Source organism: Streptomyces sp. NPDC001980, from assembly GCF_040296885.1.
In the GTDB taxonomy this organism is placed as follows: Bacteria; Actinomycetota; Actinomycetes; order Streptomycetales; family Streptomycetaceae; genus Streptomyces.
This window is the reverse complement of sequence record NZ_JBEOYD010000018.1, coordinates 120,940-146,196: the sequence shown is the minus strand read 5'-3', so window position 1 is coordinate 146,196 and position 25,257 is coordinate 120,940. Positions and strand designations below refer to the sequence as shown.

At 73.3% G+C, this 25,257-nt stretch carries 23 protein-coding genes and 1 pseudogene; 10 read left to right on the top strand and 14 right to left on the bottom strand.

Annotated features, from left to right (window positions below):
* Nucleotides 1–11: 11 nt before the first annotated feature.
* Nucleotides 12–434 (bottom strand): phage tail protein, encoded by a 423-nt coding sequence (locus ABT137_RS26885; RefSeq protein ID WP_089100302.1) that lies wholly within the window; start codon nt 432–434, stop codon nt 12–14.
* 59 nt (nt 435–493) lie between these two features.
* Nucleotides 494–1,054, bottom strand: coding sequence for a hypothetical protein (locus ABT137_RS26880; RefSeq protein WP_351713199.1), 561 nt, complete (start codon nt 1,052–1,054; stop codon nt 494–496).
* A gap of 1,048 nt (nt 1,055–2,102) precedes the next feature.
* On the opposite strand from ABT137_RS26880, the gene ABT137_RS26875 reads away from it, so the two are divergent.
* Together ABT137_RS26875 and ABT137_RS26870 are read left to right on the top strand one after the other, a co-directional pair.
* Complete coding sequence (locus tag ABT137_RS26875; RefSeq protein ID WP_351713197.1) at nt 2,103–2,255, top strand: hypothetical protein; 153 nt, start codon at nt 2,103–2,105, stop codon at nt 2,253–2,255.
* 744 nt (nt 2,256–2,999) lie between these two features.
* Nucleotides 3,000–3,332: a hypothetical protein gene (locus tag ABT137_RS26870; RefSeq protein WP_351713195.1), complete on the top strand. Its 333-nt coding sequence runs from the start codon at nt 3,000–3,002 to the stop codon at nt 3,330–3,332.
* A 503-nt stretch (nt 3,333–3,835) separates the two neighbouring features.
* On the opposite strand, the gene ABT137_RS26865 is transcribed toward ABT137_RS26870, so the two are convergent.
* The 4 genes from ABT137_RS26865 to ABT137_RS26850 all read right to left on the bottom strand — a co-directional run bounded on the left by ABT137_RS26865 (nt 3,836) and on the right by ABT137_RS26850 (nt 6,562).
* Nucleotides 3,836–4,006, bottom strand: coding sequence for a DUF6760 family protein (locus ABT137_RS26865; RefSeq protein WP_089100305.1), 171 nt, complete (start codon nt 4,004–4,006; stop codon nt 3,836–3,838).
* Entirely contained in the window at nt 4,003–4,473 is a 471-nt protein-coding gene (locus tag ABT137_RS26860; RefSeq protein ID WP_351713193.1) for a hypothetical protein, read from the bottom strand. The genes ABT137_RS26865 and ABT137_RS26860 overlap by 4 nt, the downstream gene beginning before the upstream one ends.
* Nucleotides 4,473–4,916 carry a phage tail protein gene (locus ABT137_RS26855; RefSeq protein ID WP_189262970.1) on the bottom strand — a complete coding sequence of 148 codons (444 nt, stop codon included), beginning with the start codon at nt 4,914–4,916 and terminating at the stop codon, nt 4,473–4,475. The genes ABT137_RS26860 and ABT137_RS26855 overlap by 1 nt, the downstream gene beginning before the upstream one ends.
* A gap of 62 nt (nt 4,917–4,978) precedes the next feature.
* Nucleotides 4,979–6,562 (bottom strand): phage tail sheath subtilisin-like domain-containing protein, encoded by a 1,584-nt coding sequence (locus ABT137_RS26850; protein ID WP_351713191.1) that lies wholly within the window; start codon nt 6,560–6,562, stop codon nt 4,979–4,981.
* A gap of 386 nt (nt 6,563–6,948) precedes the next feature.
* Between ABT137_RS26850 and ABT137_RS26845 the strand changes: the two genes are divergently transcribed.
* From ABT137_RS26845 to ABT137_RS26835, 3 genes are all read left to right on the top strand, one after another.
* Nucleotides 6,949–9,162, top strand: coding sequence for an eCIS core domain-containing protein (locus ABT137_RS26845; RefSeq protein WP_351713188.1), 2,214 nt, complete (start codon nt 6,949–6,951; stop codon nt 9,160–9,162).
* Between the two features lie 151 nt (nt 9,163–9,313).
* A complete protein-coding gene (locus tag ABT137_RS26840; RefSeq protein WP_351713186.1) occupies nt 9,314–10,762 on the top strand; it encodes a hydrolase in 1,449 nt (482 codons plus the stop codon).
* A complete protein-coding gene (locus tag ABT137_RS26835; protein WP_351713184.1) occupies nt 10,759–12,201 on the top strand; it encodes an RICIN domain-containing protein in 1,443 nt (480 codons plus the stop codon). The genes ABT137_RS26840 and ABT137_RS26835 overlap by 4 nt, the downstream gene beginning before the upstream one ends.
* Nucleotides 12,202–12,331: 130 nt before the next feature.
* Here the strand turns inward: ABT137_RS26835 and ABT137_RS26830 are convergent.
* The 4 genes and pseudogenes from ABT137_RS26830 to ABT137_RS26815 all read right to left on the bottom strand — a co-directional run.
* Nucleotides 12,332–12,649, bottom strand: a pseudogene (locus ABT137_RS26830) (sensor histidine kinase); the annotation flags it as partial.
* Nucleotides 12,650–12,677: 28 nt separating this feature from the next.
* Nucleotides 12,678–14,642: an AAA family ATPase gene (locus tag ABT137_RS26825; protein WP_351713182.1), complete on the bottom strand. Its 1,965-nt coding sequence runs from the start codon at nt 14,640–14,642 to the stop codon at nt 12,678–12,680.
* On the bottom strand, nt 14,639–15,298 hold the full coding sequence (locus ABT137_RS26820; protein WP_351713180.1) for a Pvc16 family protein: 660 nt from the start codon (nt 15,296–15,298) through the stop codon (nt 14,639–14,641). The genes ABT137_RS26825 and ABT137_RS26820 overlap by 4 nt, the downstream gene beginning before the upstream one ends.
* A gap of 135 nt (nt 15,299–15,433) precedes the next feature.
* Nucleotides 15,434–16,084, bottom strand: a complete 651-nt coding sequence (locus ABT137_RS26815) for a helix-turn-helix transcriptional regulator (RefSeq protein ID WP_351713178.1) — start codon at nt 16,082–16,084, stop codon at nt 15,434–15,436.
* Between the two features lie 485 nt (nt 16,085–16,569).
* On the opposite strand from ABT137_RS26815, the gene ABT137_RS26810 reads away from it, so the two are divergent.
* Nucleotides 16,570–19,302, top strand: a complete 2,733-nt coding sequence (locus tag ABT137_RS26810) for a LuxR C-terminal-related transcriptional regulator (protein WP_351713176.1) — start codon at nt 16,570–16,572, stop codon at nt 19,300–19,302.
* A 17-nt stretch (nt 19,303–19,319) separates the two neighbouring features.
* Here the strand turns inward: ABT137_RS26810 and ABT137_RS26805 are convergent, their stop codons facing one another.
* The gene (locus ABT137_RS26805) at nt 19,320–20,555 is read right to left on the bottom strand and encodes an amidohydrolase (RefSeq protein ID WP_351713174.1); all 1,236 of its coding nucleotides are present in this window, start codon (nt 20,553–20,555) and stop codon (nt 19,320–19,322) included.
* Nucleotides 20,556–20,761: 206 nt separating this feature from the next.
* Between ABT137_RS26805 and ABT137_RS26800 the strand changes: the two genes are divergently transcribed.
* The gene (locus tag ABT137_RS26800) at nt 20,762–20,983 is read left to right on the top strand and encodes an antitoxin (RefSeq protein ID WP_351713172.1); all 222 of its coding nucleotides are present in this window, start codon (nt 20,762–20,764) and stop codon (nt 20,981–20,983) included.
* A gap of 3 nt (nt 20,984–20,986) precedes the next feature.
* Here the strand turns inward: ABT137_RS26800 and ABT137_RS26795 are convergent, their stop codons facing one another.
* Nucleotides 20,987–21,922, bottom strand: coding sequence for an MIP/aquaporin family protein (locus ABT137_RS26795; protein WP_351713170.1), 936 nt, complete (start codon nt 21,920–21,922; stop codon nt 20,987–20,989).
* A 151-nt stretch (nt 21,923–22,073) separates the two neighbouring features.
* Complete coding sequence (locus ABT137_RS26790; protein ID WP_351713168.1) at nt 22,074–22,739, bottom strand: SDR family NAD(P)-dependent oxidoreductase; 666 nt, start codon at nt 22,737–22,739, stop codon at nt 22,074–22,076.
* A 113-nt stretch (nt 22,740–22,852) separates the two neighbouring features.
* Here ABT137_RS26790 and ABT137_RS26785 point away from each other — a divergent pair, with 113 nt between their 5' ends.
* Nucleotides 22,853–23,206, top strand: coding sequence for a VOC family protein (locus tag ABT137_RS26785; protein ID WP_351713166.1), 354 nt, complete (start codon nt 22,853–22,855; stop codon nt 23,204–23,206).
* A gap of 15 nt (nt 23,207–23,221) precedes the next feature.
* Nucleotides 23,222–23,488, top strand: coding sequence for a hypothetical protein (locus ABT137_RS26780; protein WP_351713164.1), 267 nt, complete (start codon nt 23,222–23,224; stop codon nt 23,486–23,488).
* Nucleotides 23,489–23,500: 12 nt separating this feature from the next.
* Here the strand turns inward: ABT137_RS26780 and ABT137_RS26775 are convergent, their stop codons facing one another.
* Complete coding sequence (locus ABT137_RS26775) at nt 23,501–24,169, bottom strand: hypothetical protein (protein ID WP_351713162.1); 669 nt, start codon at nt 24,167–24,169, stop codon at nt 23,501–23,503.
* Nucleotides 24,170–24,324: 155 nt separating this feature from the next.
* Here ABT137_RS26775 and ABT137_RS26770 point away from each other — a divergent pair, with 155 nt between their 5' ends.
* Nucleotides 24,325–25,257, top strand: a complete 933-nt coding sequence (locus ABT137_RS26770; RefSeq protein ID WP_502984580.1) for a formylglycine-generating enzyme family protein — start codon at nt 24,325–24,327, stop codon at nt 25,255–25,257.

Genomic DNA, 25,257 nt, shown 5'->3' with positions numbered 1-25,257 from the left:
GCTCGGTCGGCTCAGTCGGTGAAGCCGTGGTGGGCGATCTCCAGGACCTCCGTGGCCACGGACGGACTGCCCGCGTCCAGGGACGGCCCCTGCCAGCTCACCGGCAGCACGTCAAGGAGTCCCCACCGGGCCACCTCCGAGCCGTCCGCGCGCAGCGCCGTGATCTGCCCGGTGGGCCGCTCGATCCCCGTCTGCACGGACGAGATCCACTTCGCGACCTTCGAGGTGTCCGGGGTGAGCGGGCGGGTCAGCCGGATGTGGGAGAAGGTGACCCGGGTCGGCAGCTGCCACACGAACCCGTTGTTCCCGCCCTCCTGCCGCTGCTCGATCTCCACCTGCGACGACAGTCCCTCGCACCCGTTGAAGTAACCGAGATCCTCGCCGTCGATGGAGAGGCTGAACCAGACTGTGGTTCCCGGGTCCTGGCGATCCATCGGGGGCCTTTCTGTGGAATGGGTGCGCTGTCGTCGTGATCAGTCGTGATCAGTCGTGATCAGGGGCGGAAGTCGCGGAGCTTTCCCACGCGTTCGCGGTCGCGGCGGAGTTCGGTACGGACGTGCCGGGTGATCCGGTCGATGATCCGGTGGACGAGGGCGTCCACCTGGAATTCGGTGAGGGCGCGCGGATCGAAACCGCCACCCTCGACCGCCGTGTAGCCGGGCGGCGGATCGTCGGCGGCCGAGGCCGACGGGGAGTACCCGGGCGGCGGCGGGTCGTCGAGGGGCGGTGGCTGCCTGGACGTCTGGGTCCGGGGGGCCGCCGGGCGGGTGGTGTGGGTGGCCGGCGCCTTTTTCAGGGAGCTCGTGGGGTGGTGCCCGCCGGGCGACGCGGTGGTGAGAGCGTCACGCTGGACGGTGAGGTGGCCGAGGGGGGCGACGGGGAGGGGGGTGGTGGCGGAGATCGGGGCGGTCGGGTGCAGGGCGACAGGTTGAGCGGGCGTGGGCGTGGGGCTGGTGGTGGCCGGCTTGACCGGCAGGGCGGCGGGCGCGGTCGCGGCTCGCTGCACGAAGAGGGGCAGGGGTGCCGTCGGCCCGGTGGGAGGCGGGGTGGTCAAGGGGAGCGGCGACTGTGCCCGGCGCTGCACGGCTGCCGGGCGGCCTCCGGGGCCGGGAGAGGTGAAAGGCGTGGCAGAGGCGGGGGCGGCGGTGCGCTGGACGAAGGGCGGAAGGGGCGAAGGCGGTGCAGCCGTCGCCGAAGTGCCCGACGTGGCGGGGCCGGGAAGAGAGGGTGGTGGCGTCGGCGCGGAGCCGGTGGGGCCGGGCCGAGTCGGCTGAGTCGGCTGGGCACGCTCGGCCGTCGTCGTGGGCAGGTCCGGTGCCGAAGCTCGCTGCACCGGTCGGGGCGCTCCGGGCACCGGCCGGGAAAAGGCGGCCGGTTGGTCGCCCGAAGAACCACTCACCGAACCGCTCGACGAACCAGCCGACGAGCCACTCGACGCCGGTTGCCGCTGCACGGACGGCACAGCCGCCTGGCGGCCGGTGGACCTCGCGGCAGCCGCACTCGGGACGGGGCCCACGACGGGGGCGCCGAGGCCGAGACGGGGTGCGTGGGGGGTGGTCGTACCGGCGCGCTGCACGGAGGCGGGAGCGGGAGCCGGCGCCGGAGTGGGCCGGGCCGCCGTGGCCGGGCCGACGGACGACGGGGCGGTTCCCGGCTCGCGGGGACCTGGCGAGGTCCGGACATCCGGCATGGCAGCGGAGGAGGGCTGCCGGCCCTCCGTCGTCCGTCGCTGTACGGGCACCTCACGGCCACCGTTCCCGGCCGCGGGCGACAGCGGAGCGCCGAGGCCGGGGCGAGGGGCGGCCGGGGTCGTCGCGGCACGCTGAACGGGAGCCGGCGCGGAAGCGGGCATGGCCGCCGTCGTCGAGGTGCCGGCCGCTGCGTCTCGGCCGGGCTCGCCCGGTGGCATCGGCACGGCAGCCGGTACGGCACCTCGCCCTGCCGGACGGGGCGCTTCCCGTACGGCATCGGTTGCGCCGGCGCCCTCCCGTGTCGTTCGCTGCACAGACGCCTCGCGGCCACCGCTCGCGGCCGGGGATGCCGAGGGCCGCGCGCTCTGCGGGACGGCGGAGGCGCGTGGGGCAGGGGGCGTGGCTCCGGCGGTGGGCGAAGCAGCCGTGGCGGCTTCGCTGCCGGTGGCACCGGTGGCCGCCGTACCGGTCCCGGGCGTCGGTGCCGAACTGGCCCCCGTACGACCGCTTTCCGGGGACGGTGGTGTGTTCCGGGCGGCCGGGCCCGTGACGGCACTGCGCTGAACCGAGGCTGTCCCGGGACCGCCGGGCGACTGCTCCTGGACCGCCGCCGACTTGCCGGGCGCGGTCGGAGGGCCCGGGGTTCGGCCGTCGCTCACCGCCTGCCGTTGCACAGGGGTCCGCGCCCCGGCGCCGGACATGCCGGAAGGCCCGCCGTTGCCCGGGGGCGCGGCGGACGGCGTGGGTGTTGCGGATGCCGAGGGTGGCGCAGGGGCCGTGGAAGGGACAGGAGGGGGTGTCGGTGTGGGCGAAGCGGATGCCGGAGCCGTACCACCGCCACCGCCATCGCCACCGCCGGAGAACACTCTGGTCGGACTCGGACTCGGACTCGGACCCGGACCCGGAGCCGCCGTGCTCCGCCGGGCAGGTGCCGGTCCGCCACCGGACGCGGACCGCTGTACGACGGCAGGTGCCGGCGCCCGTCCGGGGGCAGCGGCCCGAGGAGCTCGCGGAGCGCTGCCTGAGGAGGTACGGCCGTCACCGCGCGGGCGCGACCAGCCCCCGCTCACCCGCACCGGATCCCCGCCGCCGCCCTCGACCGCCCGCTGAACGACCCCGTCCGCCGCCGTTCCGGCGCCGCCTCGGTCACCCTCGCCCGACGCAGGCACCGCGCTCTCGGCGGCCGTCACCCGCGGCGTCGACGGCAACGTACGCCGCTGCACAGCCGCCACCGACGGGCTCGCCGGCGCCGTCGTCAGCGCGCTGCGGCGCGGCGGGACGGGAGGTGCCGGCGCGACGCGCGGACCGGTGGCCGGAGCCGGAACGACCGGAGTCGGCTGCGGCGCCCACGCCACCGGCACCGCCGCCGAAGCGGCAGGAGGAACCGCGGAGGACACGGAAGACGAGGCGGCGGCCGTCGGCGTGACCGACCGCTGGACAGTCGGCGGGGCCGTCGGGCTCGGCGCGCTGTTCCCGTTCCGTACGGCTCCCGGAGTCGCCCCCGGCCGCTGCATGGCCGCACCACCACCGTGCCGCCCCGCCAACGGCACCCGCTGCACCGCCGGCGCCATCGAACCAGCCGATCCGGCCGAACCAGCTGATCCGGCCGATCCCACAGACCGAGCAGACCCAGCTGACTGAATGGACCCAGCAGACCCAGTAGACCCCATGGACCCAGCTGACCCCGCCGATCCGCTCCCGACCGCCCGCAACGGCACCACCGGAACGGCCGCCCTCCGGCCGGCCGTCGGCCCCGCCTGCCCCGCCGCTCCCGTCGGCCCCGCCAACGGCAGTGACTGCACCGGGCGTTCGAGGCCGGACACGGCCCCCGCTCCGGGCGTTCCCGGGCGGCCGCCACCGGCAAGACCCGCGCTCGACTCGCCGTCCAGGACCGCGTGCGAGCGCGTGCCCATGAACGACGGGTTCTGCCAGGTCGGCAGCCGGCCGCCGAACCCGGCGTCCGCGACCGGCCCGCCCGTCCCCAGCGCACGCTGGATCGGCGGCAGGCCGGACCAGGCCGCCGCCACCACGGGACGCCGCGCCTCCACGGGAGCCTCAGGCCCGTTCCCGTTCCCGGAGTCGCCGGCCTCTTCGGCCCCGGACCCGCGTCCGCGCCCCCGCACCCGATCCCACAGCCCCACCCGTCAGCCCTCCGCCCCTGCGGAGGCCGCCGCCCTGGTCACCAGAGACGCGATCTCCGCCGTGTAGCGGCGGCGGTCGGCGTGCTCCAGGTCCAGGATGTCCTCCAGGTTCCAGTGGAAGTGGTAGGCGACGTACGCGATCTCCTCGTGCAGCCGGTCGGTCGCGTACGTCACGATTCCCCCAGGCGGCTCCCGCCGAGTTCCACTTCGAAGGGCTCGGAGCAGTGCGGGCAGTTGACCGCGGCCCGGGTGTGTCCCTCGGCGTTGATCTGGCGGTAGAAGTCCTGGAGGAACGCCAGGTCGGAGGCGAACATGTTCTCCACGATCCCGTCGTGGACGAGCGGGAGCGTGCCGAGGCGGGTGATGACCCGGCCAAGGAGCACCACCGACAGGAACGCGGGGTTCTCCTGGACGCGGACGTCCCGCAGCGGGATCAGCTCGTCCCGCGCCGTCGACAGGCGCATCACGCCGTCGCGGTGGACGGTGCCCTGCTCGTCGACGTACCCGCGCGGAAGCTGGAACGGGAACTCCGTGCGCAGCACCTCGACGGGCGTCTCCGGTTGCTGAGGGGCCTGGGGCGCCGCCGCCTCCGGTGCGAGCGGCGCCCCCACGCCCTGGGCCCTGACAGCCGAGCGCCTCATTACTCGATGACCAGTTCTTCGAACGTGATGGTCACCGTCTCGGTCAGCGCGGCCGCCTCGCCCGCCTTCACCGTGCTGGTGTCGATCTTGCTGCACCAGGCGTTGCGCAGGTTGTAGCGCTTCACCGGGTTGTTCTCGAAGTCCATCATGATGATGGAGGCGTTCTTGCGGGCCGTGGCCATCTGGCCGTTGATCGACTCGTTGATCCACTGGGTGAACGACGAGGACTGGGTCATACCGCGGACGACCGTGCAGGTGCCGTTCTTCTTCACGCCCGGCAGGTTGCGGACGTGGTTCTTCCCGTCCGGCGTGTTCTGCTGGTAGGTGATGACGTCCTGCTCCATCGTCATGCCGCTGACCTCGGCGAGGTACTCGACCATCACGCCGTCGATCTGCAGGCCGAAATTGTGCGATGTGAGGGCGTCACCCGGCTGGAGACTCATGTGTTACTGCCCGTTCTTCTCAAGGTGCCGTGACATCAAGGGGGTTGGGGACCGAAGGCCCGCTACTCCTGCAACTCGCCGCTGCCGCTGCTGAACTGGGCCAGCCGGAAGATCACGAACTCGGCGGGCTTGACCGGGGCGATGCCGATCTCGCAGATCACGCGGCCGACGTCGACCGACTCCGGCGGGTTGGTCTCCTCGTCGCACTTGACGTAGTACGCCTCCTCGGGCCGCTGCCCGAACAGGGCGCCGCTGCGCCACTCGTTGACCAGGAACGCGGAGATGTTGCGCCGGATGCGGGCCCAGAGGTTGTGGTCGTTGGGCTCGAAGACCACCCACTGGGTGCCGATCAGGATCGACTCCTCCAGGTAGTTGAAGTACCGGCGGATGTTCAGGTAGCGCCAGGCCGGGTCGGAGGACAGCGTGCGCGCGCCCCAGATGCGGATGCCGCGGCCGGGGAAGGCGCGGATGCAGTTCACGCCGATCGGGTTGAGCAGGTCCTGCTCACCGCGGGTGATCTGGAGCTCCAGGTCCACCGCGCCGCGGATCACCTCGTTCGCCGGGGCCTTGTGGACGCCGCGCTCGGCGTCGTTGCGGGCCCAGACGCCGGCCACGTGGCCGGACGGCGGGATCAGCCGGGACTGGCCGGAGGACGGGTCGAAGGTCTTGATCCAGGGGTAGTACAGGGCCGCGTACTTGGAGTCGTAGCCGGCCGTCTCCTGGCGCCAGACCCGGATCTGGCGGGCGTTGAGGCTCGGCGGCGGGTCGATGACGGCGACCCGGTCGCCCATCAGCTCGCAGTGCGCGATCAGGCCGAGCTGGACGGCCTTGACGGCCTCCAGGTCGATCGCGCCGCGCTGGTAGGCGGCCATCAGGTCGGGGACCGCGACCATGGAGATCTCGTCGACGGCCTCCAGGCCGCCGAAGCCGGTGCGGTCGGCCGAGTCGCCGAGGTAGTCGGCGGGGCCGGGGTGCGAGCCGGCGCCCGCGACGGGGGACGCGGACGCCGGCGTCTGGGTCGGGGCCGCGAGGGCCACCGTCTGGTTCTCCGGACGGGCCAGCTGCGCGGCGGGCGCGGCCTCGGTCACGGTGATGAGCTTGGAGCGCTCCTTGACCTGGGTGACCACGTAGTTGCGGCCGCCCTTCTTCGCGGTCACGTCGAAGGTCTCGGCGGTCTTGCCGCCGTCCTTGACGACCAGCTTGAAGCGTTCGGCGGGGCCCTCGCCCTCCGGGTCGGCGACCTCGACGCTCAGGTCGCCGGAGGCGATGGCGCTGACGGTGAAGGTGCCGAGCTGCTTGGCCTCGCCGGGCGGCAGGGCGGCCGGAGCGGCCGAACTCCCGACGGCGGCGGGCGCGTTGACGGTGCCCTCGGCGTCTTCCCTGCTGCCGCCGACACGGACCACGTAGGCCGCCGTGCCGCCGTTGTTGAAGAAGCCGTAGACGGAGTGCGCGAGGTAGTACCCGTCGGTGAACTCACCGAAGGACGCGACGTACTGCGTCCAGTTGGTCACCAGCGTCGGCTCGTTCAGCGGACCGGTCGGGGCCAGGCCCACGAAGGCCGCCACCGACGTGCCCACCCCCTCGATGGGGCGCGAGCCGCTGGCCACCTCCTCGACGTAGACGCCGGGCGACAGGTAGGACGGCATGCTCTGCTCTCCTCGGGGTACGAGACAGGAACGCTTCCCACCCTCACGCGCGAAGCGCGCTTCGGAAACGTCCATGAGGCTCAGAGCGGGGGCACCGATATTGCCCCGGACAGTGCCCGTTGGGGCATCCGGGGCCGGAAGGCCGCTGGGCGCACGCCGCGGTACTCCTGGTACGACAGGTGCCGCGGGTACCGTCGGTGCGGCATGAGTCGTCGACGTTTACCACATGCGGCGGCCGCCGCGCCCGCCAATCGGCAGGAGATCCACGGCCGGTGGAGGACAGCGGCGTCCGCTGCCCCCAAGACTGCCCCGACGGCCCTTGTCCGCCCGGTGCCGCTGCCGTAGGGATGGATCGAGAAACCGTCGCCGGAGGGTGGTCCTGGTCCATGTACACGCAGGAGGAGCCGGGCAAGGCCGAGCGGTCCGGGGCGGTGCGCGCCCCGAAGGCTCTGGGCGTCCCGACGGGCGCGGGCCCGGCGCCCGTGCCCACCACCGCCGCCGGACTGCCGGTCCTGCAGCGGCTGGCGGGCAACGCGGCGGTGTCGGCCACGATCGCCGCGCAGCGCCACCGGCACGACGCGGGCTGCGGCCATCTGCCGGTGCAGCGGGAGGCCGCCCAGGACCGGCACGAGCACGACCCGGGCTGCGGCCATCTGCCGGTGCAGCGCCGGGCCCTGGTCCATGACGTGGTCAAGACCGCCGGCGAGAACCTGGAACCCGGGCTCCGGTCCGAGATGGAGGGCCGCTTCGGCGGCGCGGACTTCAGCGGCGTACGGGTCCACAAGGGCTCGGCGGCCAGGGCGGCGGCGCAGGAACTGGGCGCCAGGGCGCTCACCACCGGCCGGAACATCGTCGTCGGCGACACCATGACGAAGAAGGACTGGGCGCACGAACTCACCCACGTCGAGGACCAGTTGGCGGGCCCGGTGCCCGGCACCAACGTCGGCGGCGACGTGAGCCTGTCCAGCAAGGGCGACTCCGGCGAGCGGCACGCCGAGCAGAAGGCCGACCGGGTGATGAGCGGGCCCGCGCCGTCCCCGGTACAGCGGACGCAGGACGGCACCCGGCCCGGTCCGGCTCCGGAACCGGCCGCCGGCGGGTCCGCCCCGATCCAGCGGCTGGTCGGCTTCGAGGCGGAGCTGAGCGTGCCCAGCTACGAGGTGAAGCAGTCCAGCGCCGGCCTCAGGCCGATCGAGGGGCGCCAGCCGCACGCCGCCCTCGCGTCGTTCTTCTACGGCGGCGCCGGGTACGCCAGTGATATCGCGTCCGGCAAGCGCATGAACGTCGTCACGGACCACAACGTCCTCCAGCACCGCGGCCGGGACATCCACGAGGCGGTGAGCGACCTCACCGCGCCCGACGGGCGTTCCCCGGTGCCCGACGACGCCGACTACGACCCCATCGGCAACCTCGAGTACGTCACCGAGGCCGTGGACGAGCTGGCGCCGGGCTCCGACCGCACGGTCCTGGAGATGGCGCAGGAGATCGACGACCACGTGGCCGGCATGTTCGCCCACGACCCGCGGTCCTTCGCCTCGTTCATCCCCGGCTCGGGCGGCGAGTTCGCCACCGGCTTCCCGCTGGCGGAACTCGAGACGTGGCTGGGTCCCGAGCTGTTCAAGGACCCGGAGCTGCAGAAGGCGATCGCCGCCTACCAGAAGGAGGCCAAGCACAGCCTGTACCTCCAGGCCACCGCGGGCATCCTGCCGTCCGGGCTGCCGCACCTCTACGAGGCCCAGCAGAAGGTCGAGTACCCGCCGGCCCCCAAGGGCAAGGAGCACACGCGCGCGGCCCAGCTGCACGCGACCGGGGCCGTGGTGCAGGCCTCGCACAAGGTGCGGTCGTTCCTCGCCGCGAAGATGCCGCAGCTGGGCGAGCTGGACCGGGAGGCGCTGACCGGTGTGCTGACCCTGACCGCGTCCTACGCGATCGGCAGCGCGATGGTGATGACGGACGCGATCGGCGAGACCTCCACGGAGAAGAACGCCGTCTCGCACCTGGCCAAGCTCGGGAACCTGGCGCAGGTCAAGTCACAGGCGACCACGGACACGATCCGGAATCTCAACTTCGACCACGAGGACCTCATGCTCCTCACCAAGTGGCTGCACGAGGAGGTCGCGGAGACCAACGTCGGGTTCTGGCTGGCCTTCCTCAAGCCGTTCGGCAGGGGCGCCAACGCCCAGCGGACCCCGGCCTACGGTCCGCCCGAGGAAGCGGGCGGCCCGGCCTCCCCGGACCAGAACCCGCTCGAGGCCACCTACATGCTGCTGAACAAGGTCCTCAACGGCGACAACGCGGAGCTGTACGTCCTGTCGTCCGGGAAGCCGTTCAAGAAGCCCGACCCCGCGTCGCCGCACCTGTCCCGGGAGCACACGGGCGGGCAGCAGGGCGTCCAGATGGAGTTCCGCTGGCTGCCGAAGCGGATCACCGAGGCGGGGCATCTCGCGGGCGCGTTCGCGTCGGTGGTCGAGGAGGTGCGCACCGCCAACCTCAAGGGTGCGCCCAAGGAGGTCGCCGACCGGATCCGGCAGGCCGCCGCCTCGGGACAGGCGGCCCCCGTCACCTCCTCCGGCGCCGCCGACCGCATGGATATGGACTGACCCCGGTCGGGCCGGCGGCGGCGAGGGCAGGCCATCCTGTCCGTACGGCCCCGTCGGCCCGTCCCCGAGGGCAGCGGCACCGCCCTCGGCACGGTCAACTCTGCCCCGGAGTCCGGTGATGTGCCGCTCCTCGGCCCACTAGCGTCTTGACGTGAGCCTCTGGACCTCCCTCGAACCCGCCTCCGCGACCGTGGACCCGGGCGCCTCGACCCGTGTACGCCTGCGGCTTCGCAACACCGGTGACGTCGTCGACGAGTACCGCTTCGAACCGGTGGGCCCCATCGCGCCCTGGACGACGGTCGAGCCCGCCACGCTCCGGCTCTACCCGGGGACCACGGGCACGGTCGAGCTGACGTTCGCCCCGCCGCGCACCCCGGACGCGACGGCCGGCCCGAACCCCTACGCGGTCCGCATCACGCCCACCGAGCACCCCGAGGCCGTCACCGTCCCCGAGGGCAACCTCACCATCACCCCCTTCACCGAGCTGCGCGCGGAGCTGGTCCCGCCGACGGTCAAGGGCCGGTTCCGGGGCCGTCCGAAGCTGGCGATCGACAACCTCGGCAACACGAAGCTGACCGCCTCGGTCAGCGGCAGCGACAACGGCGACCAGCTCGTCTACGACCTGCACCCCAGCAACGTCCAGATCGAGCCGGGCCGCGCCGCCTTCGTCGACGCCACGCTGAAGCCCCGGCGGATCATCTGGTTCGGGCCCAAGGAGCAGCGGCCCTACCGGCTCACCGTGCAGCGGTCGGGGGTGCAGCCGGAGCCCATCGACGGGACGTACATCCAGCGCGGCTTCCTGCCCCGCTGGCTGGCCACCCTCTTCGGCACCCTGCTGGCGCTCGCCGTCACCTTCGCCCTGATCTGGTTCAACTACAGACCCCACGTGCAGAGCCTCGCCCAGGAACAGCCCGTGGAAGCCGGGGTGAGCAGCATCGCCCCGAGCCCGTCCGTCACCCCGCCCCCGCCCCCGGCCCCCACCGAGACGCCGTCGACGGCGCCCGCGGCGGACACCGGGAACGGCGACGGCGGTGGAAGCGGAGGCGGGGGCGGGGGCGGCGGGGGCGCGACGGCCACCGTGACCGCCAAGCCCAAGCAGGACACCGCGGCGACCGCCGTCAACCGCCTCGCCGCCGACGACCCGTCCGGGCGGCACATCTGCTACCGCTCCTACGTCCAGGGCAGCGGCTGGCAGAAGCCCGTCTGCGACGGCACCATGTCCGGCACCGTCGGCAAGAACGTGCCGATCAAGGCCATCAACCTCGCGGTGTACGGCGTCCAGGGCTCCGCCGCCAACTGGTTCCACTACGACCCCCAGTCCACCAACGGCCAGGGCACGTGGAGCCCGAACTGGACGGCGATCATCGCCGACGGCAAGGACAACTACATCGGCAGCACCAAGGCGTCCGACCCCTACATCGAGGGCTTCGCCTTCAACGTCGGCAACGGCAAGGGCTGCAACTACGCCAAGGTCCGGGACCACGACTGGGGCGACCAGTGGTGCCAGGGTTCGCGCAGCGACAACAACGCACTCGATTTCGTCGGCACCCTCGACAACACGCTCTGGCTCGAAGCCTTCAAGCTGACGGTGACCCCGTGACCCTGTGGACCTCCCTCGAACCCGCCTCCGCGACCGTGGACCCGGGCGCCTCGACCCGGGTACGCCTGCGGCTTCGCAACACCGGTGACGTCGTCGACGAGTACCGCTTCGAACCGGTGGGCCCCATCGCGCCCTGGACGACGGTCGAGCCCGCCACGCTCCGGCTCTACCCGGGGACCACGGGCACGGTGGAGCTCACCTTCGCCCCGCCCCGCACCCCGGACGCGACGGCCGGCCCGAACCCCTACGCGGTCCGCATCACGCCCACCGAGCACCCCGAAGCGGTCACCGTCCCCGAGGGCAACCTCACCATCACCCCCTTCACCGAGCTGCGCGCGGAGCTGGTCCCGCCGACGGTCAAGGGCCGGTTCCGGGGCCGCCCCCAGCTGGCGATCGACAACCTCGGCAACACGAAGCTGACCGCCTCGGTCAGCGGCAGCGACAACGGCGACCAGCTCGTCTACGACCTGCACCCCAGCAACGTCCAGATCGAGCCGGGCCGCGCCGCCTTCGTCAAAGCCACCCTCAAGCCCCGGCGGATCATCTGGTTCGGGCCCAAGGAGCAGCGGCCGTACGCCCTCACCGTCCAGCGGTCGGGCGTCAATCCACAGCCTGTGGACGGCACCTACATCCAGCGCGGCTTCCTGCCCCGCTGGCTGGCCACCCTCTTCGGCACCCTGCTGGCGCTCGCCCTCACCTTCGCCCTGATCTGGATCAGCTACAAGCCGAAGGTCGGAAGCCTCGCCCAGGAACAGACCCAGGAGGCCGGGGTGAGCAGCATCGCCCCCAGCCCCACGGCCAGCGCCCCCCTGGTGGCCGCACCGGCGCCCTCCCCGACCCCGACGGAGCAGCAGCCGGCGAACGACGGCAACGGCTCGTCCGACACCCAGGCGGGCGGCGGCGGCCAGTCCCAGCCGGCCCCGCAGGCGACGAAGAAGAAGGCCGCGAAGCCGGTCGTGCCGGCGCGGAACATCCTGCTCCGCAACACGACCACCAAGAAGTGCGCCGACATCCCCGGCTACGGCGACGGCACCAGCAACGGCCCGGTGCGCGAGTACACCTGCGACGAGACCACCAACGACAACCAGCTGTGGAACCTTGAGGTGCAGTACGCGAAGGACGGTCCCGGCTCGTCCGCGCTCTTCCAGATCCGCAACGCCAAGGACCAGTTGTGCATGGACCTGCCCGACTACGGCTCGGCCAAGCTGTCCGCACCGATCACCGAGTACAAGTGCGACGGCACCAAGGGCGACAACCAGCTGTGGTGGATCGACAAGCAGCCCAGCGGCGCCTACTGGATCCGCAACTTCGCCAGCAACAACCTCTGCCTGGACGTCGCGGGCTACAGCACCGGCGGCAACGACACCAACCTGACCCTGTACTACTGCTCGAACGACGACGACCAGGAGTGGCTGATCGTGCACCCGTCGGGCGACTGATCCCGCACTGCAGCGCCCTGTAGGGGCGCTGGGGGTCCCCCCGGCCGAAGGCTGGGGGAGGAACTGCGCGACCGGCCACGACGGCGCCGCAGACGGCAGACGGCACATCGCGGCACTTCGAGCGGAGCGCTCAGGAGCTGTCCGGCCCCGGCTGCCCGGCCTCGGGTCCCGGCTCCGCAGGAATGCTGACGACCGCCTGGAGTCCACCGGCGGGGCCGCGTCCGAGGTGGAGTGTGCCGTGGTGGAGCCGGGTCTGCTGCTCGACGAGGGCGAGCCCCAGGCCGGATCCGGGGGCTCGGGTGCGCTCGCCGCGCGTGAAGCGCTCCGTCATGGCGTGGTACCGGCCGGGCGGGATGCCGGGGCCGTCGTCGCTGACGGTGATCCGCGTCGTGCCGCCGTCCCGGGCGAGCCGGACGTCGACGTTCCCGTCGGGACGGCCGTGCAGAGCCGCGTTGCGGACGGACGGCGGGGACCGGTCACCAGGTCCCCGGTACCAGCCGGCCCGCCTTGCGGTACTCGCGGCGGGCTCCCTCCAGGAGGTCGGCCGCGGTGAGGGGCCGGTCGTGGGCGGCGGCGAAGTAGGCGGCGGTGACGACCGCGCTGCGGATCGCGCCGCCGGCCAGCTCGAAGTCCCGGGCCAGCACGTGCAGTTCGATGTCCGGCTCGCTGGGGACGTGCACCAGGCCGTGCCGCCACAGCGCCAGCCGCTGCTCCTCGTCCGGGAACGGGAAGTCGATCACCAGGTCCAGGCGGCGGGTGAAGGCCTCGTCGATGTTGGCACGCAGGTTGGTGGTGAGCAGCGCGATGCCGTCGAAGGCCTCCAGACGCTGCAGGAGATAGGCCGACTCCAGGTTGGCGTACCGGTCGTGGGCGTCCTTGACCTCGGAGCGCTTGCCGAAGACGGCGTCGGCCTCGTCGAAGAGCAGCACGGCGTCGGTGCGGTCGGCCTCGGTGAAGATCCGTTCGAGGTTCTTCTCGGTCTCGCCGACGTACTTGTCGACGACGGAGGAGAGCTGGACGACGTAGAGGTCGAGGCCGAGTTCGGCGGCCACCACCTCCGCCGACAGGGTCTTGCCGGTGCCCGACTCGCCCGCGAAGAGGCCGAGCACTCCGCGTCCCCGGCCGCCGCCCGCGCTCAGCCGCCAGTCGCCGAGCACCCGGTCGCGGTGGCGGGCGCGCAGGGCGAGTTCCCGCAGTTCGGTGAGCGGCCGGTCGGGCAGCACCAGGTCGCGCCAGTCGACGGCGGGCCGGATCCGGCGGGCGTGCTGTTCCAGGCCGGAGGCGGACTGCTGCCGGGCGCCCAGCCGCAGGTGGGCGGCGGTCAGCGGGGTGCCGTCGAAGGCGGCGAGGTCCTGCGCGGAACGGGCCGCCCGGGTGAGGCGCTCGCCGCCGAGGTGGTACGGGGCGACGGTCGCGGCGAGGTCGAAGCCGGGGTCGCCGGGCAGCACGGCCGCCCAGGCGTCCAGGGCGGCGGTGCGCCGGGAGGGCACGTCGAGGACGAGCGGGTCGCGGTGGTCGCACCACTGGGGGTCGTAGGGGCGGGCGGTCGTGACCAGCACGGTGACGTCCGCGGCGGCGCCGACGCTCAACGCCCGCAGGAAAGGACCCGGTTGGTCGCTGTCGACCAGGATCGCCCGCCCGCTCAGGCGAGCCTCCCGCAGCAGCTCCGGGATCCGCTCCTCGGGCCCGGTGTAGTGCAGCGCCGCCCGCCCCGCGAGCCGCAGCGCGGCCGTCGCACAGCCGAGGCCCTCGCCCTCCCGCCGTTCCCGCAGGAAGGCGAAGAGCGGCCCGGCGGCGATCCGCGCGGCCACCCGGCGGACGAACTCCGTGTCGGCGGGCTCACTGCCGTACGACGGCTCCCGCAGGTGTCCGGTCAGCGCCGCGTCCGGGGTGTCGTCGCCGAGGAGGTGCGCCAGGACCCGGTCGGGGACGCGCAACGAGCGGCTGAGGAAGGGGCGTTCGGGCTCCTCGACGGTGAGCAGACCGAGCGCGCTGAGCGGGGCGGTGGGGTGGAAGCGGGCGCGGGCCGCCGCCAGGTGCGCGGGGGCGCCGTACAGGTCGAGGGCGAGGCCGACGGTGGCGCGGCGGCGGCCGACGTCGTCGTTGAGGTAGCCGTACAGCTGCTCGAAGGTGCGGTCGAGGTCGGGGGCGAGGGCGATGAGGAGGAGGGTGGTGTCGAGGGGGGCGAGGCGCAGGCGGGCCGCGAGGGCGGCGAGCGGGTCGGTGAAACCGTCGGCCAGGGAGGGGAGTTCGGCCGGTTCGGGCTCGGGGCGCAGGAGGTGCCGTACCGCTTCCTCGGAGAGGTAGAGGCCGCGCAGCGGGTCGCCGGCCGTCGGGTCGTCGGCCGAGCGGTGGGCGACGAGGGCGGCGACCCGGTCGCGCAGCGCGGACAGCCGGGTCAGAAGCGCGGCGGCCGGCTCCAGGGAGACGTCCAGGGTCACGCCCGGCCCCTCCGGGCGGCCGCGGCCTCGGCGACCTGGCCCGGCCGGTGGGCCCGCTCCTCAAGCACCGGCGCGGTGTCCTCGACCCCGGCGCGCACCCGCACGGCGGCGCCCTCGGTGACCGGCGGACCGGCGTCGTACTCGGGGTAGGCCGGGAAGGGGGCCGTGATCACGACGTCCAGGGACGGCTTGAGCTCGCCGCCGAGCGCCGACCAGATCTCGGCGAGGGAACGGGCCTCGGTCTGGATGCCGGCGCACGACAGCGGGATCGTCAGACCCAGCGCGCCCAGCGAGCCCGGCAGTTCCGACGGGTGGATCAGCTCCCGCGGGATCAGCGTCGCGAGCACCGCGCTGATCAGCCGGTGCTCGTCCTCGGGCCGCTTCGTCCACGCCGTCACCAGGTACGACAGCCGGAACCACCGGGGCGGCTGGCGGCGCTTGACCACGACGTCCCGCTCGTCACGGACGTCGACGTGACCGCGCTGACGCCGGTGCACGTCCTCCCGGATGTCGTACAGGTAGCTGTTGATCACGGGTCCGTTGCGGCGGGCCGACCAGTCGCGGGTCGGCGCGTCGAAGGAGACCTCGATGCCGGAACCCTCCAGCGCACCGCTGGTCAACAGGCTCCGCAACACCTGGTCCACCTCGTGGATCACGCCGTACTCACCACCCCACGGACCCGCACGGCCCCCTCGGCATACACACCCATCCTGCCCTTCACCCCGGCCGCCCCCGCAGGCACGACGGGGCAGACCGGCCTGCCCCGGAACCGGTGTCCGCTGCCCGATCGGTCAGATGTAGCCTTCCCGGAGGGCATGGGCGACGGCGTGGGCCCGGTTGCGCAGATGCAGTCGGGTGGTCAGCCCGTGCATCACGTTCTTGACGGTGCGCTCGGAGTAGGACAGCTTGCTGGCGATCTCACCGGTGTCGAGGCCCTCGGCGACCAGCCGCAGGACGTCCACCTCACGGGCGGACAGCCCGGCTGCCGGGGCACCCGGACGGCCGGCGGCGCTGCGATGCAGGGTGCCGACCTGGTTGATGAGCCGGCCGAGCAGGTCGGCGGGCAGGTCCCCGTCACCCCGGGCGGCCGCCAGGACGGCCTGCACGAGCCGGAGTTCGGTGGCCTCGTGGCGCCATACGATGGCCCCGACCCCGCACTCGATCACGTCGAGCAACTCGGTCTCGCGGAGCGCCCCGACCACGAGTACGGCCCGCGCCCCCTCGCTGCGCACCACCCGGCGCAGCCGGGTCAGTTCGGGTTCGTCGAGGCTGTCGCTGATGAGCAGCGCCACCGTCCCGGGCCCGGTCTCGGACTCCTCACGCACCTCGACCTCCGGGTGGCGCCGCAACTGGCTGAGCGCGCCCTCGCGGGAGATCGGGTCCGGCGCGTACACCGCCACGGGTGTGCGACCGACCGACGCGAATGAGCTGTTGCTGACCAACCGCTTCCCCTATGTCCACGTGCCCGTCGTCTCCGAGGGAACAGTGACGGGCGGTAGTACTCCAGCCTGCTGTGGCCAAAGGGGCAAGGACAATCGTGGAGGACCACGAGAAGGACCACGAGATGTTCGGGGTGCCTGGGGTTGTCGGCGGCTGCGGGCCGGTGGGGGTTGTTCGCGCAGTTCCCCGCGCCCCTTTGAGGTGGGACCAGTTGACCCATCATCTTGGGGGCGCGGGGCTGCATCGGATATGCGGCTACCGCCGCGTGGGCGCGACCAGCCACAGCGCACCCGCACCCGCACCCGCACCCGCACCCGCACCCGCACCCGCAAACGGACCGGCACCCCACCCAAATCCACAGCCCCGTCTCAAATGTGCCGCCCCTGCAACAAACCCACCGACCACCCCCGCCGCCCCACAACCTCTCCCGCTCGCACCACCTCTAACCCCCCGAACCCACCCATCAGCGCACCGCGAGGAGCCAGGCATGACCCAGCCGTCCCCTGAACTCGCCGCCGCCATGCACCTGCTGGCCGAGGAAGCCGAGCGCACGCTGGCCGGCAGCGGCCGGCTCGTGCTTCTCCGGGGCGCCACCGGAACCGGACGCACCACCGTCCTGGAGGCCGCCGCCGAGCAGGCGAGCTCCCTCGGCCTGAAGGTGCTCCGCGCCCGCTGCTCGCCCGGCGACACCCCCATCTCCTTCGCGACCGTCCTGCAACTCCTCGGGCAGGTCCCGGAGTTCGCCGAGCTCGCGGTGGACGGGGACGAGCGGTCCACCGCCGCCGGACTCTGGCGGGTGCTGCGCGCCTACGCCGACGCCGCACCGCTCCTCGTCGTCGTGGACGACGTCCACCTCGCCGACGCCCCCTCGCACCGCTGGCTCGTGGAGTCCGCCCGGCACATAGACCGCTTACCGATCCTCCTCGTCGTCAGCGAGCGCAGCCAGTACGACCTCGATCCGCCCACGCCCGGCTTCGCCCACACCCTCCCGCCGGCGCTGGTCCGCACCCACACCCTCGCGCCCCTCGCCCCGGCGGCCGCCGCCGCCCGGGTGCGCGCCAGGTTCCCCGACGCGTCCCGGTTCTGGGTCGACGCCTGCGTGCGGGCGGCGGCCGGCAGCCCGCTGCTGCTGAGCGCCCTCCTCGACGACCTGGGCGAGGGCCGGCACCCCGACGTGCCCGAGACGACGGCCGCCCTCTACCCGGGCGCGTACCCGGCCGCCGTCCAGTGGTGGCTGGACAGTGCCGGGGCGGCCACCACCGAGGTCGCCCGCGCCCTCGCCGTCCTGGAGGAGGACCCCGGCACCTGCCTGCCGGAGAACGAGATCACCCCGCTCCTCGCCGAACTGGCCGACGCCGACCCCGTCCGGGTGGCCGGCTGGCTCACCGCCATGACCAACCTCGGCCTGCTCACCCTGGGTGCCGACGGCCGCCCCCACTTCCCGCACCCCCTGCTGCGCGACGCGGTCCTCGCCGGCGTCCCCGGCGCCCACCGCCGCACCGCCCACCGGGCGATCGCCGAGGCGATGCTGCGCCAGGACGCGCCCGCCGAGGCCGTGGCCCGCCAACTGCTCGCGACCGGACCGGTGGACGCCCCCTGGGCACCGGCCCTGCTCCGGGACGCGGCCGCCGTCGCCCTGCACGAGGACCGCGCCGAGGACGCCGTCACCTATCTGCGCCGCGCCCTGGAGGAACCCCTCCCCGACGACCGCCGGCAGCGGCTGCTGACCGAGCTGGGCTCACTGGAGTACGCGGCGCCCCGCTCCTCCGCCGCGATACCCCGCCTGGCCGAGGCGGTCCGGCTGCCCGCGGCCCCGCAGGACCGGGTGCGCGCGGCCGTCGCCCTCGGCACCGCGCTGACCGGCCGGGGCCGCACCCGCAAGGCCGTCGAACTGCTCCGCTCCGTGAACGGCGAGCTGGACGGCCACCCCGACCTGGTCCGCACCCTGCACACCGCCTCCGTCCTCCTGTCCGACCAGGACCAGGAGGTACGGCAGGAGGTCTACCGGCGGCTGTCCGAGACCGCCGAGCACTCGCCGGAGCTGGTCGGCACGGCCGGCCAGGCCCTGCTGGTGCGGCACGCGGCCTCCGCGGGCCTCACCTCGGCCCGGGACGCCATGCGGCAGCTGCGCACCCTGCTCGCCGAACCCGCCGACCCGCTCACCGAGCCGTTCCTGGTCGGCACGGCGGCCACGGTCGCCCAGTGGGCCGACGAACTCGACGAGGCCGAACGGCTGGTGGACCGCGGCCTGGCCGGGCAGCGCCCCGACCTGCTGCACCCCATGCACCAGGCGCTGCTCAACAGCCGTACGGACATCGCGGCGGCCCGCGCCGACCACACCTTCCCGGCCGCCGTCCCCGACGTGGTCACGCCGTCCAACGCCCACGCGCACGTCCTGATCGCGCTCGTGGAGACCGGCCGCGGCGCACAGGCCGCGGGCCTGGTCGCCGGGATCGACCTGCGGGAGGCACCGGACTCCTGGGAGCTGAACCGGTTCCTGTACGCGCGGGGCGTGGTGCGGGCCGCCGCCGGTGACCCGGCCGCCGCGCTGCACGACTTCCTGGAGTGCGGGCGCCGCCAGACGGCCCGTGACGTGATCAGCCCGGTGGTCACCCCCTGGCGTACCGCCGCCGCCGAGTGCCGACTGGCCCTCGACCGCCCGCTGGAGGCCATCGCGCTGGCCGAGGAGGAGCTGCGGCTGGCCCGGGTCTGGGGCACCCCGCGCACGGTCGGCCGGGCGCTGCGCGTCCTCGGTACCGCGACCGGCGGCCGCCGTGGCCTGGAGCTCACCGAGGAGGCGGTACGGCTGCTGCGGGACGGCGGCCCGGCCGGTACCGAGCCGGCGCTCGCCCTGATCGCGCTGGGCCGCCAGCTGACCGCCGCCGGTGAGGGGGCCCGTGCCCGCGACTGCCTGCGGGAGGCCGCCGAGCACGCCGAACGGCAGGGCGCGGTACGGCTGTCGGAGCTGACCGAGGAGATCCTGCGCAAGGGCGGCGCCCGCTCCTCCAGACGCCGTACCGGCGCCGCCTCCCTCACCGGCAGCGAGCGGCGGATCGCCGAACTCGCCGCCGAGGGCCGCACGAACGTGGAGATCGCGGCCGCCCTCCATCTGGCCCGCCGCACCGTGGAGACCCATCTCACGCACACCTACCGCAAGCTGGGCATCCGCCGCCGCGCGGACCTGCGCCCGGCCCTGGACCAGGCGGCACCCCGCCCGTAAGGGACGAGACCGGGATGTCAGGGGGCCAGCCAGTGGGCCGCCGCCGCGAGGAGGGCACGGACGCCCGTCTCGATGGTCGGGTCGGGGACGGGGGCGAAGTGCGGGGAGTGGTTGGAGGGGATCTGCGGGGGGATGCCGTCGCGGACCAGGGCCTCCAGGTCGACGCCCTCGTAGAGCTTGTGGTCGGCGCCGCCGACGAACCAGAAGACCGAGGGCACCCCCAGGGTCGTACCGAAGGCCCCGAAGTCCTCGCTGTTGGGGACGGGTGAGGTCAACTCAAAGGTGAGGCCCGGGAATTCACCGGCCAGCGCGGCCTGGACGGAGGCGGTCGCGGCGGGGTCGTTGTGGGTGACCGGGAAGGAGTCGATGGGGACGATCTCCGGCTCCCTGGACACGTCGGAGGCGGCGGCCTCGGCCCGTATGATCCGCTCGACCGAGGCCAGCACCCGCTCCCGGACGGCCGCCGTGGCGGACCGTACATTGATCTTCAGCTCGACGCTGTCCGGGATGATGTTCTCCTTGGTCCCGCCGTGGATCGAACCGACCGTCACGACGGCCTGCTGGCCCGCGGCCACCTCCCGGGAGACGATCGTCTGAAGCCGCATCACCACCGCGGCGGCCAGCACCACCGGGTCGACGGTGGCCTCCGGCGTGGACCCGTGCCCGCCCCGCCCGAACAGCGTGACCCGCATGCTGTCCGCGCCCGCCATCAGCGCCCCCGCCCGGGTCCCGACCAGCCCGGCGGGGGCCGCCGCCACATGCTGGGCCAGGCACACGTCCGGCCGCGGGAACCGCTCGGCGAACCCGTCCGCGAGCATCTTCGGCGCCCCGCCCACCTCCTCGGCCGGCTGGAACACCGCGACCACCGTCCCTCGCCAGCCGTCCCGCCCGGCGGCCAGCTGCCCGGTGGCCCCGAGCAGACAGGCGACATGCAGGTCGTGCCCGCACGCGTGCATCACCCCGTCGGTCTTCGAGGCGTACGGCAGCCCGGTCTCCTCCTGCACCGGCAGCGCGTCCATGTCGGCCCGCACCAGCACGACCGGCCCGGCCCCGTTGGCCAGCACCCCGACCACCCCGGTGCCGCCGACCCCCTCGGTGACCTCCCAGCCCTGCTCCCGCAGCCGCCCCGCGACGACGGCCGCGGTCCGCTCCTCCGCGAAGGACAGCTCCGGATGCGCGTGCAGGTCCTCGTAGAGCGCCCGCAGCTCGGGGAGCCTGTCGCTCAGGCCGGTCAGGAGGGGGCTGGTGCTCATGACGTCGTCTCCCGGGGTGTGTGCGTCGCGTGCCTGCCGAGTCAAGGATCAGGATCAACCTCGTGACCGGACTTCGCACGTGAACGCCGGAAAACGGCGCGAACGACAGGGCTGCGGAGCGGACCGGGCAACGCCCCTTTCACGCCCTGCCGAATGCCCCGGGCGCCGTCTTGTGGCCGCCCGCTCCGGCCGGGGACGATTCCGGCATGTTCGATGGAATCGGCGGAATCGACGGACTCAAGAACCTGGCGGACAAGGCGAAGGACGTCGCGGAGGAACACGGTGACGCGATCGGGACCGGTCTGGAGAAGGCGGGCGACCTGGTCGACGAACGGACCGACGGCAAGTACACCGAGCAGATCGACTCCGGGGTCTCCAAGGCGCAGCAGCTGGTGCAACGCCTGGGCGAGCAGGGCTCCGGGAAGTAGTGCCTACCCGTCCGTGGTCGGGCGGGTCCGGCCCGGCTCCGGCAACTCGCCCAGCTTCAGCCGGGCGTGCAGGACGTCGCCGATGAACAGGTCGTAGACCAGCACCCCGATCACGCCGCCGACCAGCGGACCGACGATCGGGATCCACCAGTACCCGCTGAACGTCGGCCCGTTCCCCGGGAACGCGTAACTCTTCCACCCGGCCAGCCAGGTGAGCACCCGCGGACCGAAGTCACGGGCCGGGTTGATGGCGTAGCCGGCGTTCGCGCCGTAGGACATGCCGATGGCGGCGACGGCCAGGCCGATGACGAACGGGCCGAGGTTGGACCCGACGGCCGTGTTGCGCAGGTCGACGACCGCGACGACGAACATGACGAGGAAGGCCGTACCGACGATCTGGTCGATCAGCGGCCCCCAGATCCCGCCGTGGAAGTACGGCGCCGGGAAGGTGGCGAAGATGGAGAAGGTGGCCTCGGTGTGCCCTCCCACCTTCGGCGGCTTCGACGCGGCGTCGAACGCGTTGATCGCGTCGTGGTACACGAGGAAGACCAGCGCGGCCCCGGCGAAGGCGCCCAGTACCTGCGACACCCAGTAGGGCACCACCTTCACCCACGGGAACTTGCGGCGCACGGCGAACGCGAGCGTCACCGCCGGGTTCAGATGGGCCCCGCTGACCCCGCCGGCCACGTAGATGGCGAAGGTCACGGCCAGGCCCCAGCCCCAGGAGATCAGGAGCCAGTCACCGGCGGCGAGGAAGATCGTCGTGGGGGTCTCCGCCCGCCCCGACCCGGGCAGCGCGGCCACTGCCATCGCCACGACACCGGCTCCGAACGAGAGGATGACGAAGGTCCCGAGAAACTCTGCCAGGCACTCACCGAACAGACCTCCACGGCTTCTGAGCCGGGAGGGCTTGAGGAGAGGAGGTATTTCCACAGCCATCGCTGGCCCCCTTAAGCCATCGCTGACTCCCTGAGGGGAGCAATCGGGCCGAACACCATATTGACCCACAAATGATGTTCGCGCAGATCGGCCCATCCCGCCCGACGGGACCCCTCCGCCCCTTCTCCCCTCCTCCTCGGCCTCCTCGGATTTATCCGTCGAGGTCGTCGGCGTAGTGCCGGAACCCGTGGCGGTCGCGGTGCATCCCCCACAGCGTGTCGGCGAGCACGGCGGGATCCTTGCGGGCGTGCCCGGCCACGATGGCCCCCGGAATGACGAGCTGCGCCACGTGGATGCCCTCCCCGGCGAGCCGGTCGTGCAGCAGGTGCCCGTACGCGCTCTCGGCGGCGAAGGCGATGGAGGTCCCGGCCCGGTCGGGGTGCGGGATGACGGCCGTACCGCCGTTGACGAGCAGGATCGTCCCCCGCCCCAGCTCCCGCATCCCCGGCAGCACCTGCTGCACGGCGGCGACGGGCCCGTACACCGAGAACTCGACGGGTCCGAACAGGTCCGCGTGGGTGGTCTCCAGGACGGGCCGCATGAAGTCGCGCTGCGGTACGGGGCTGTACTGCAGGACCTCGACGGTCCCGAGCTCCTCGGCGGCCCGCGCCAGCGCCCCCGCGAGGGCGAGCGGATCCCGGACGTCGGCGGCGAACCCGCGGGCCCGGACGCCCTCCCGGGCCAGCTCTTCGGCCAGCACCCCGAGCCGCTCCCCGTCCCGCGCCAGCAGGGCCACCCCGAACCCCTCCCGCCCGAACCGCCGGGCGACGGCGGCCCCCAGCCCGGGCCCGGCCCCCACGATGGCAACACTGCTCACGACGACTCCCGACGAGCGACACGGCTGACACGGCACGCTTGCACCTACGTCCGTACCGCACGCCCCCCGACTTCACACGTGCGCGCTCTCTCGGTCCTTGGCAGGATGGCGGCATGGAACGTGTGCTTGGAATCGGCGGGTACTTCCTGCGGTCCGCCGACCCGGCGGCCCAGCGGGCGTGGTACCGCGACTGCCTGGGCCTGGACATCGACGACCACGGCCTGTGGCAGCAGCCCGCCGGGCCGACGGTGTTCGCGGCCTTCGAGTCCGGGACCGACTACTTCGGCTCCCCCACCCAGCAGACCATGCTCAACTTCCGGGTCCGCGACCTGGACGCGATGCTCACGCAACTGCGCGCCAAGGGCGCGGACGTGGCCGGGGAAACCCAGGACATGGACAGCGTGGGCCGCTTCGGCTGGGTCACCGACCCCGAGGGCAACCGCATCGAACTGTGGCAGCCGGCCTGACGGCACACTGTGGGCATGCGGATAGCGATGGCGCTGATGGCGCTGATGCTCGTACTCGGCTCGGTCTCCGCCGTCGGACATGCCCGGAAGGGCCGGTGGGGGAAGGCCGCCGAGGTCTTCCTTCCCGTTCTCGGCGGAAACCTGATGCTGTTCGGCGGCGTCGACCGGCACCTTCCGCCCCTCCTCTGGCTGGGCATCCTGTTGCTCATCGGCGGCCTCGGCCTGGACGCCCTGTCCCTCTGGCGCGCCCAGGGCACGGAGCGGGAGCCGTCGAGCCGGTGACCCGCGCGGAGTTCAGTCCTCCGGCGGCCGCCCCTCGATCAGGCGCTCCGCGATGTCGTCGGCCCAGGTCTGCGCCCACTGACGGAGGGCGGTGCTCTCCTCGGCATCGAGGCCGGATCTCGCGAACTCCCGGTCATCGATCCAGTCCGTGCCGGTCAGGCGCGACTGGAGGTCGGTGAGGTCGAAGGTGTCGCGGGCGTGCCGACGGCCGAGGTCCTCCAGGTCCGGGAGGGTCCAGCGGTCCGCGGCGGCGTGCACGATCAGGAGGTCGCGGGGCAGACCGCGGTCGGCCAGGGCCCAGACCCGCATGCCGACCACGTCCTCAAGGGCGAGAGTCAGGCCGAGTTCCGTCCGGACAGGGGAATGCCAGAAGGCCTCCTTGAGGAGGTCGACCTCGCCCTCCTCCCCCGCGACCGCGTCACTGACGACGAGCTGGGCGGAGAGGGGGTCCGTCTCACGGGCGTCGACAGACCAGCCGCGTTCGCGGAGGCCGCTTGCCACCGTCTCGGCGATCGTCCGCATGGGCTCCGGGCTCTGCGTGGCCGCGTCCACGGTCCGCCCGGGCCGGTCGAACAGGCCGTGCGCCTGGGCGGCGTAGTCACCGGTCAGCGCCAGGGGGTACGCGGCACCGACCGACAGCAGATCGGGCAGCAGGCGGCGGTGCAGGTGGGTGACGTTCACGCGGCGGCGGCCGAGGGAGGTGCCATGGGGCGATTATCGCCGGTCGGGCGCGGACGGCACGCCGACTCCGCGCCCGGCGCCGAGCAATGTGGTCGACGCGGTGGAACCCGGGACCTCCCGGTCGGCGTCACAGGTGCCTGCGGCACACTCCGTTCATGGAGCCCACCCAGCCGCCGCCGTCCGCCTGCTGTGCGCCCGCCGCGCCCGCGCGGCTCTCGGTACGGCCCCTGCCCGCCGCCGGCGACACCGCCCCCGAGCACACCGGCATGGTCGCGCTGCCCGGCGGTGAGTTCCTGATGGGCGCCGAGGACGCCGACGGCTTCCCGGCGGACGGGGAGGGGCCGGTGCGGGCCGTGCGGGTGGCGCCGTTCCTCGTCGACGCGTGTGCCGTGAGCAACGACGAGTACGCCGCGTTCGTCGCCGACACCGGCTACGTCACCGACGCCGAACGGCTGGGCTGGTCGTACGTCTTCGCCGGGTTCCTGCCCGCCGCGCTGCGCCGGGACGCGCCCCGGCCGCCGGAGACGCCCTGGTGGTGTGCGGTCGCGGGGGCCGCCTGGCACGAACCGGCCGGGCCGGGCAGCGGTCTTGAGGGGCTCGGCCGGCATCCCGTCGTGCACGTCTCCTGGTACGACGCCGCCGCCTACGCCTCCTGGGCCGGCAAGCGGCTGCCCACCGAGGCGGAGTGGGAGTACGCGGCCCGGGGCGGCCTGGAGCAGGCACGTTACCCGTGGGGGGACGAGCTGGACCCGGACGGGGAGTACCGGTGCAACATCTGGCGCGGGACCTTCCCGACCCGGAACACCGCCGCCGACGGGTACCGCGGGACCGCGCCCGTCGACGCCTTCGCGCCCAACGGGTACGGCCTGCACAACACCTCCGGCAACGTGTGGGAATGGTGCGCCGACCGGTGGACGACCGAGCACGGCCACACCATGGAGACCGGCACCGCCCGTGTCATCCGGGGCGGCTCCCACCTCTGCCACGCGTCCTACTGCAACCGCTACCGGGTCGCCGCCCGCACCGCCAACACCCCCGACAGCTCCACCGGCCACACCGGCTTCCGCTGCGCCCGCGACGCGGGGTGA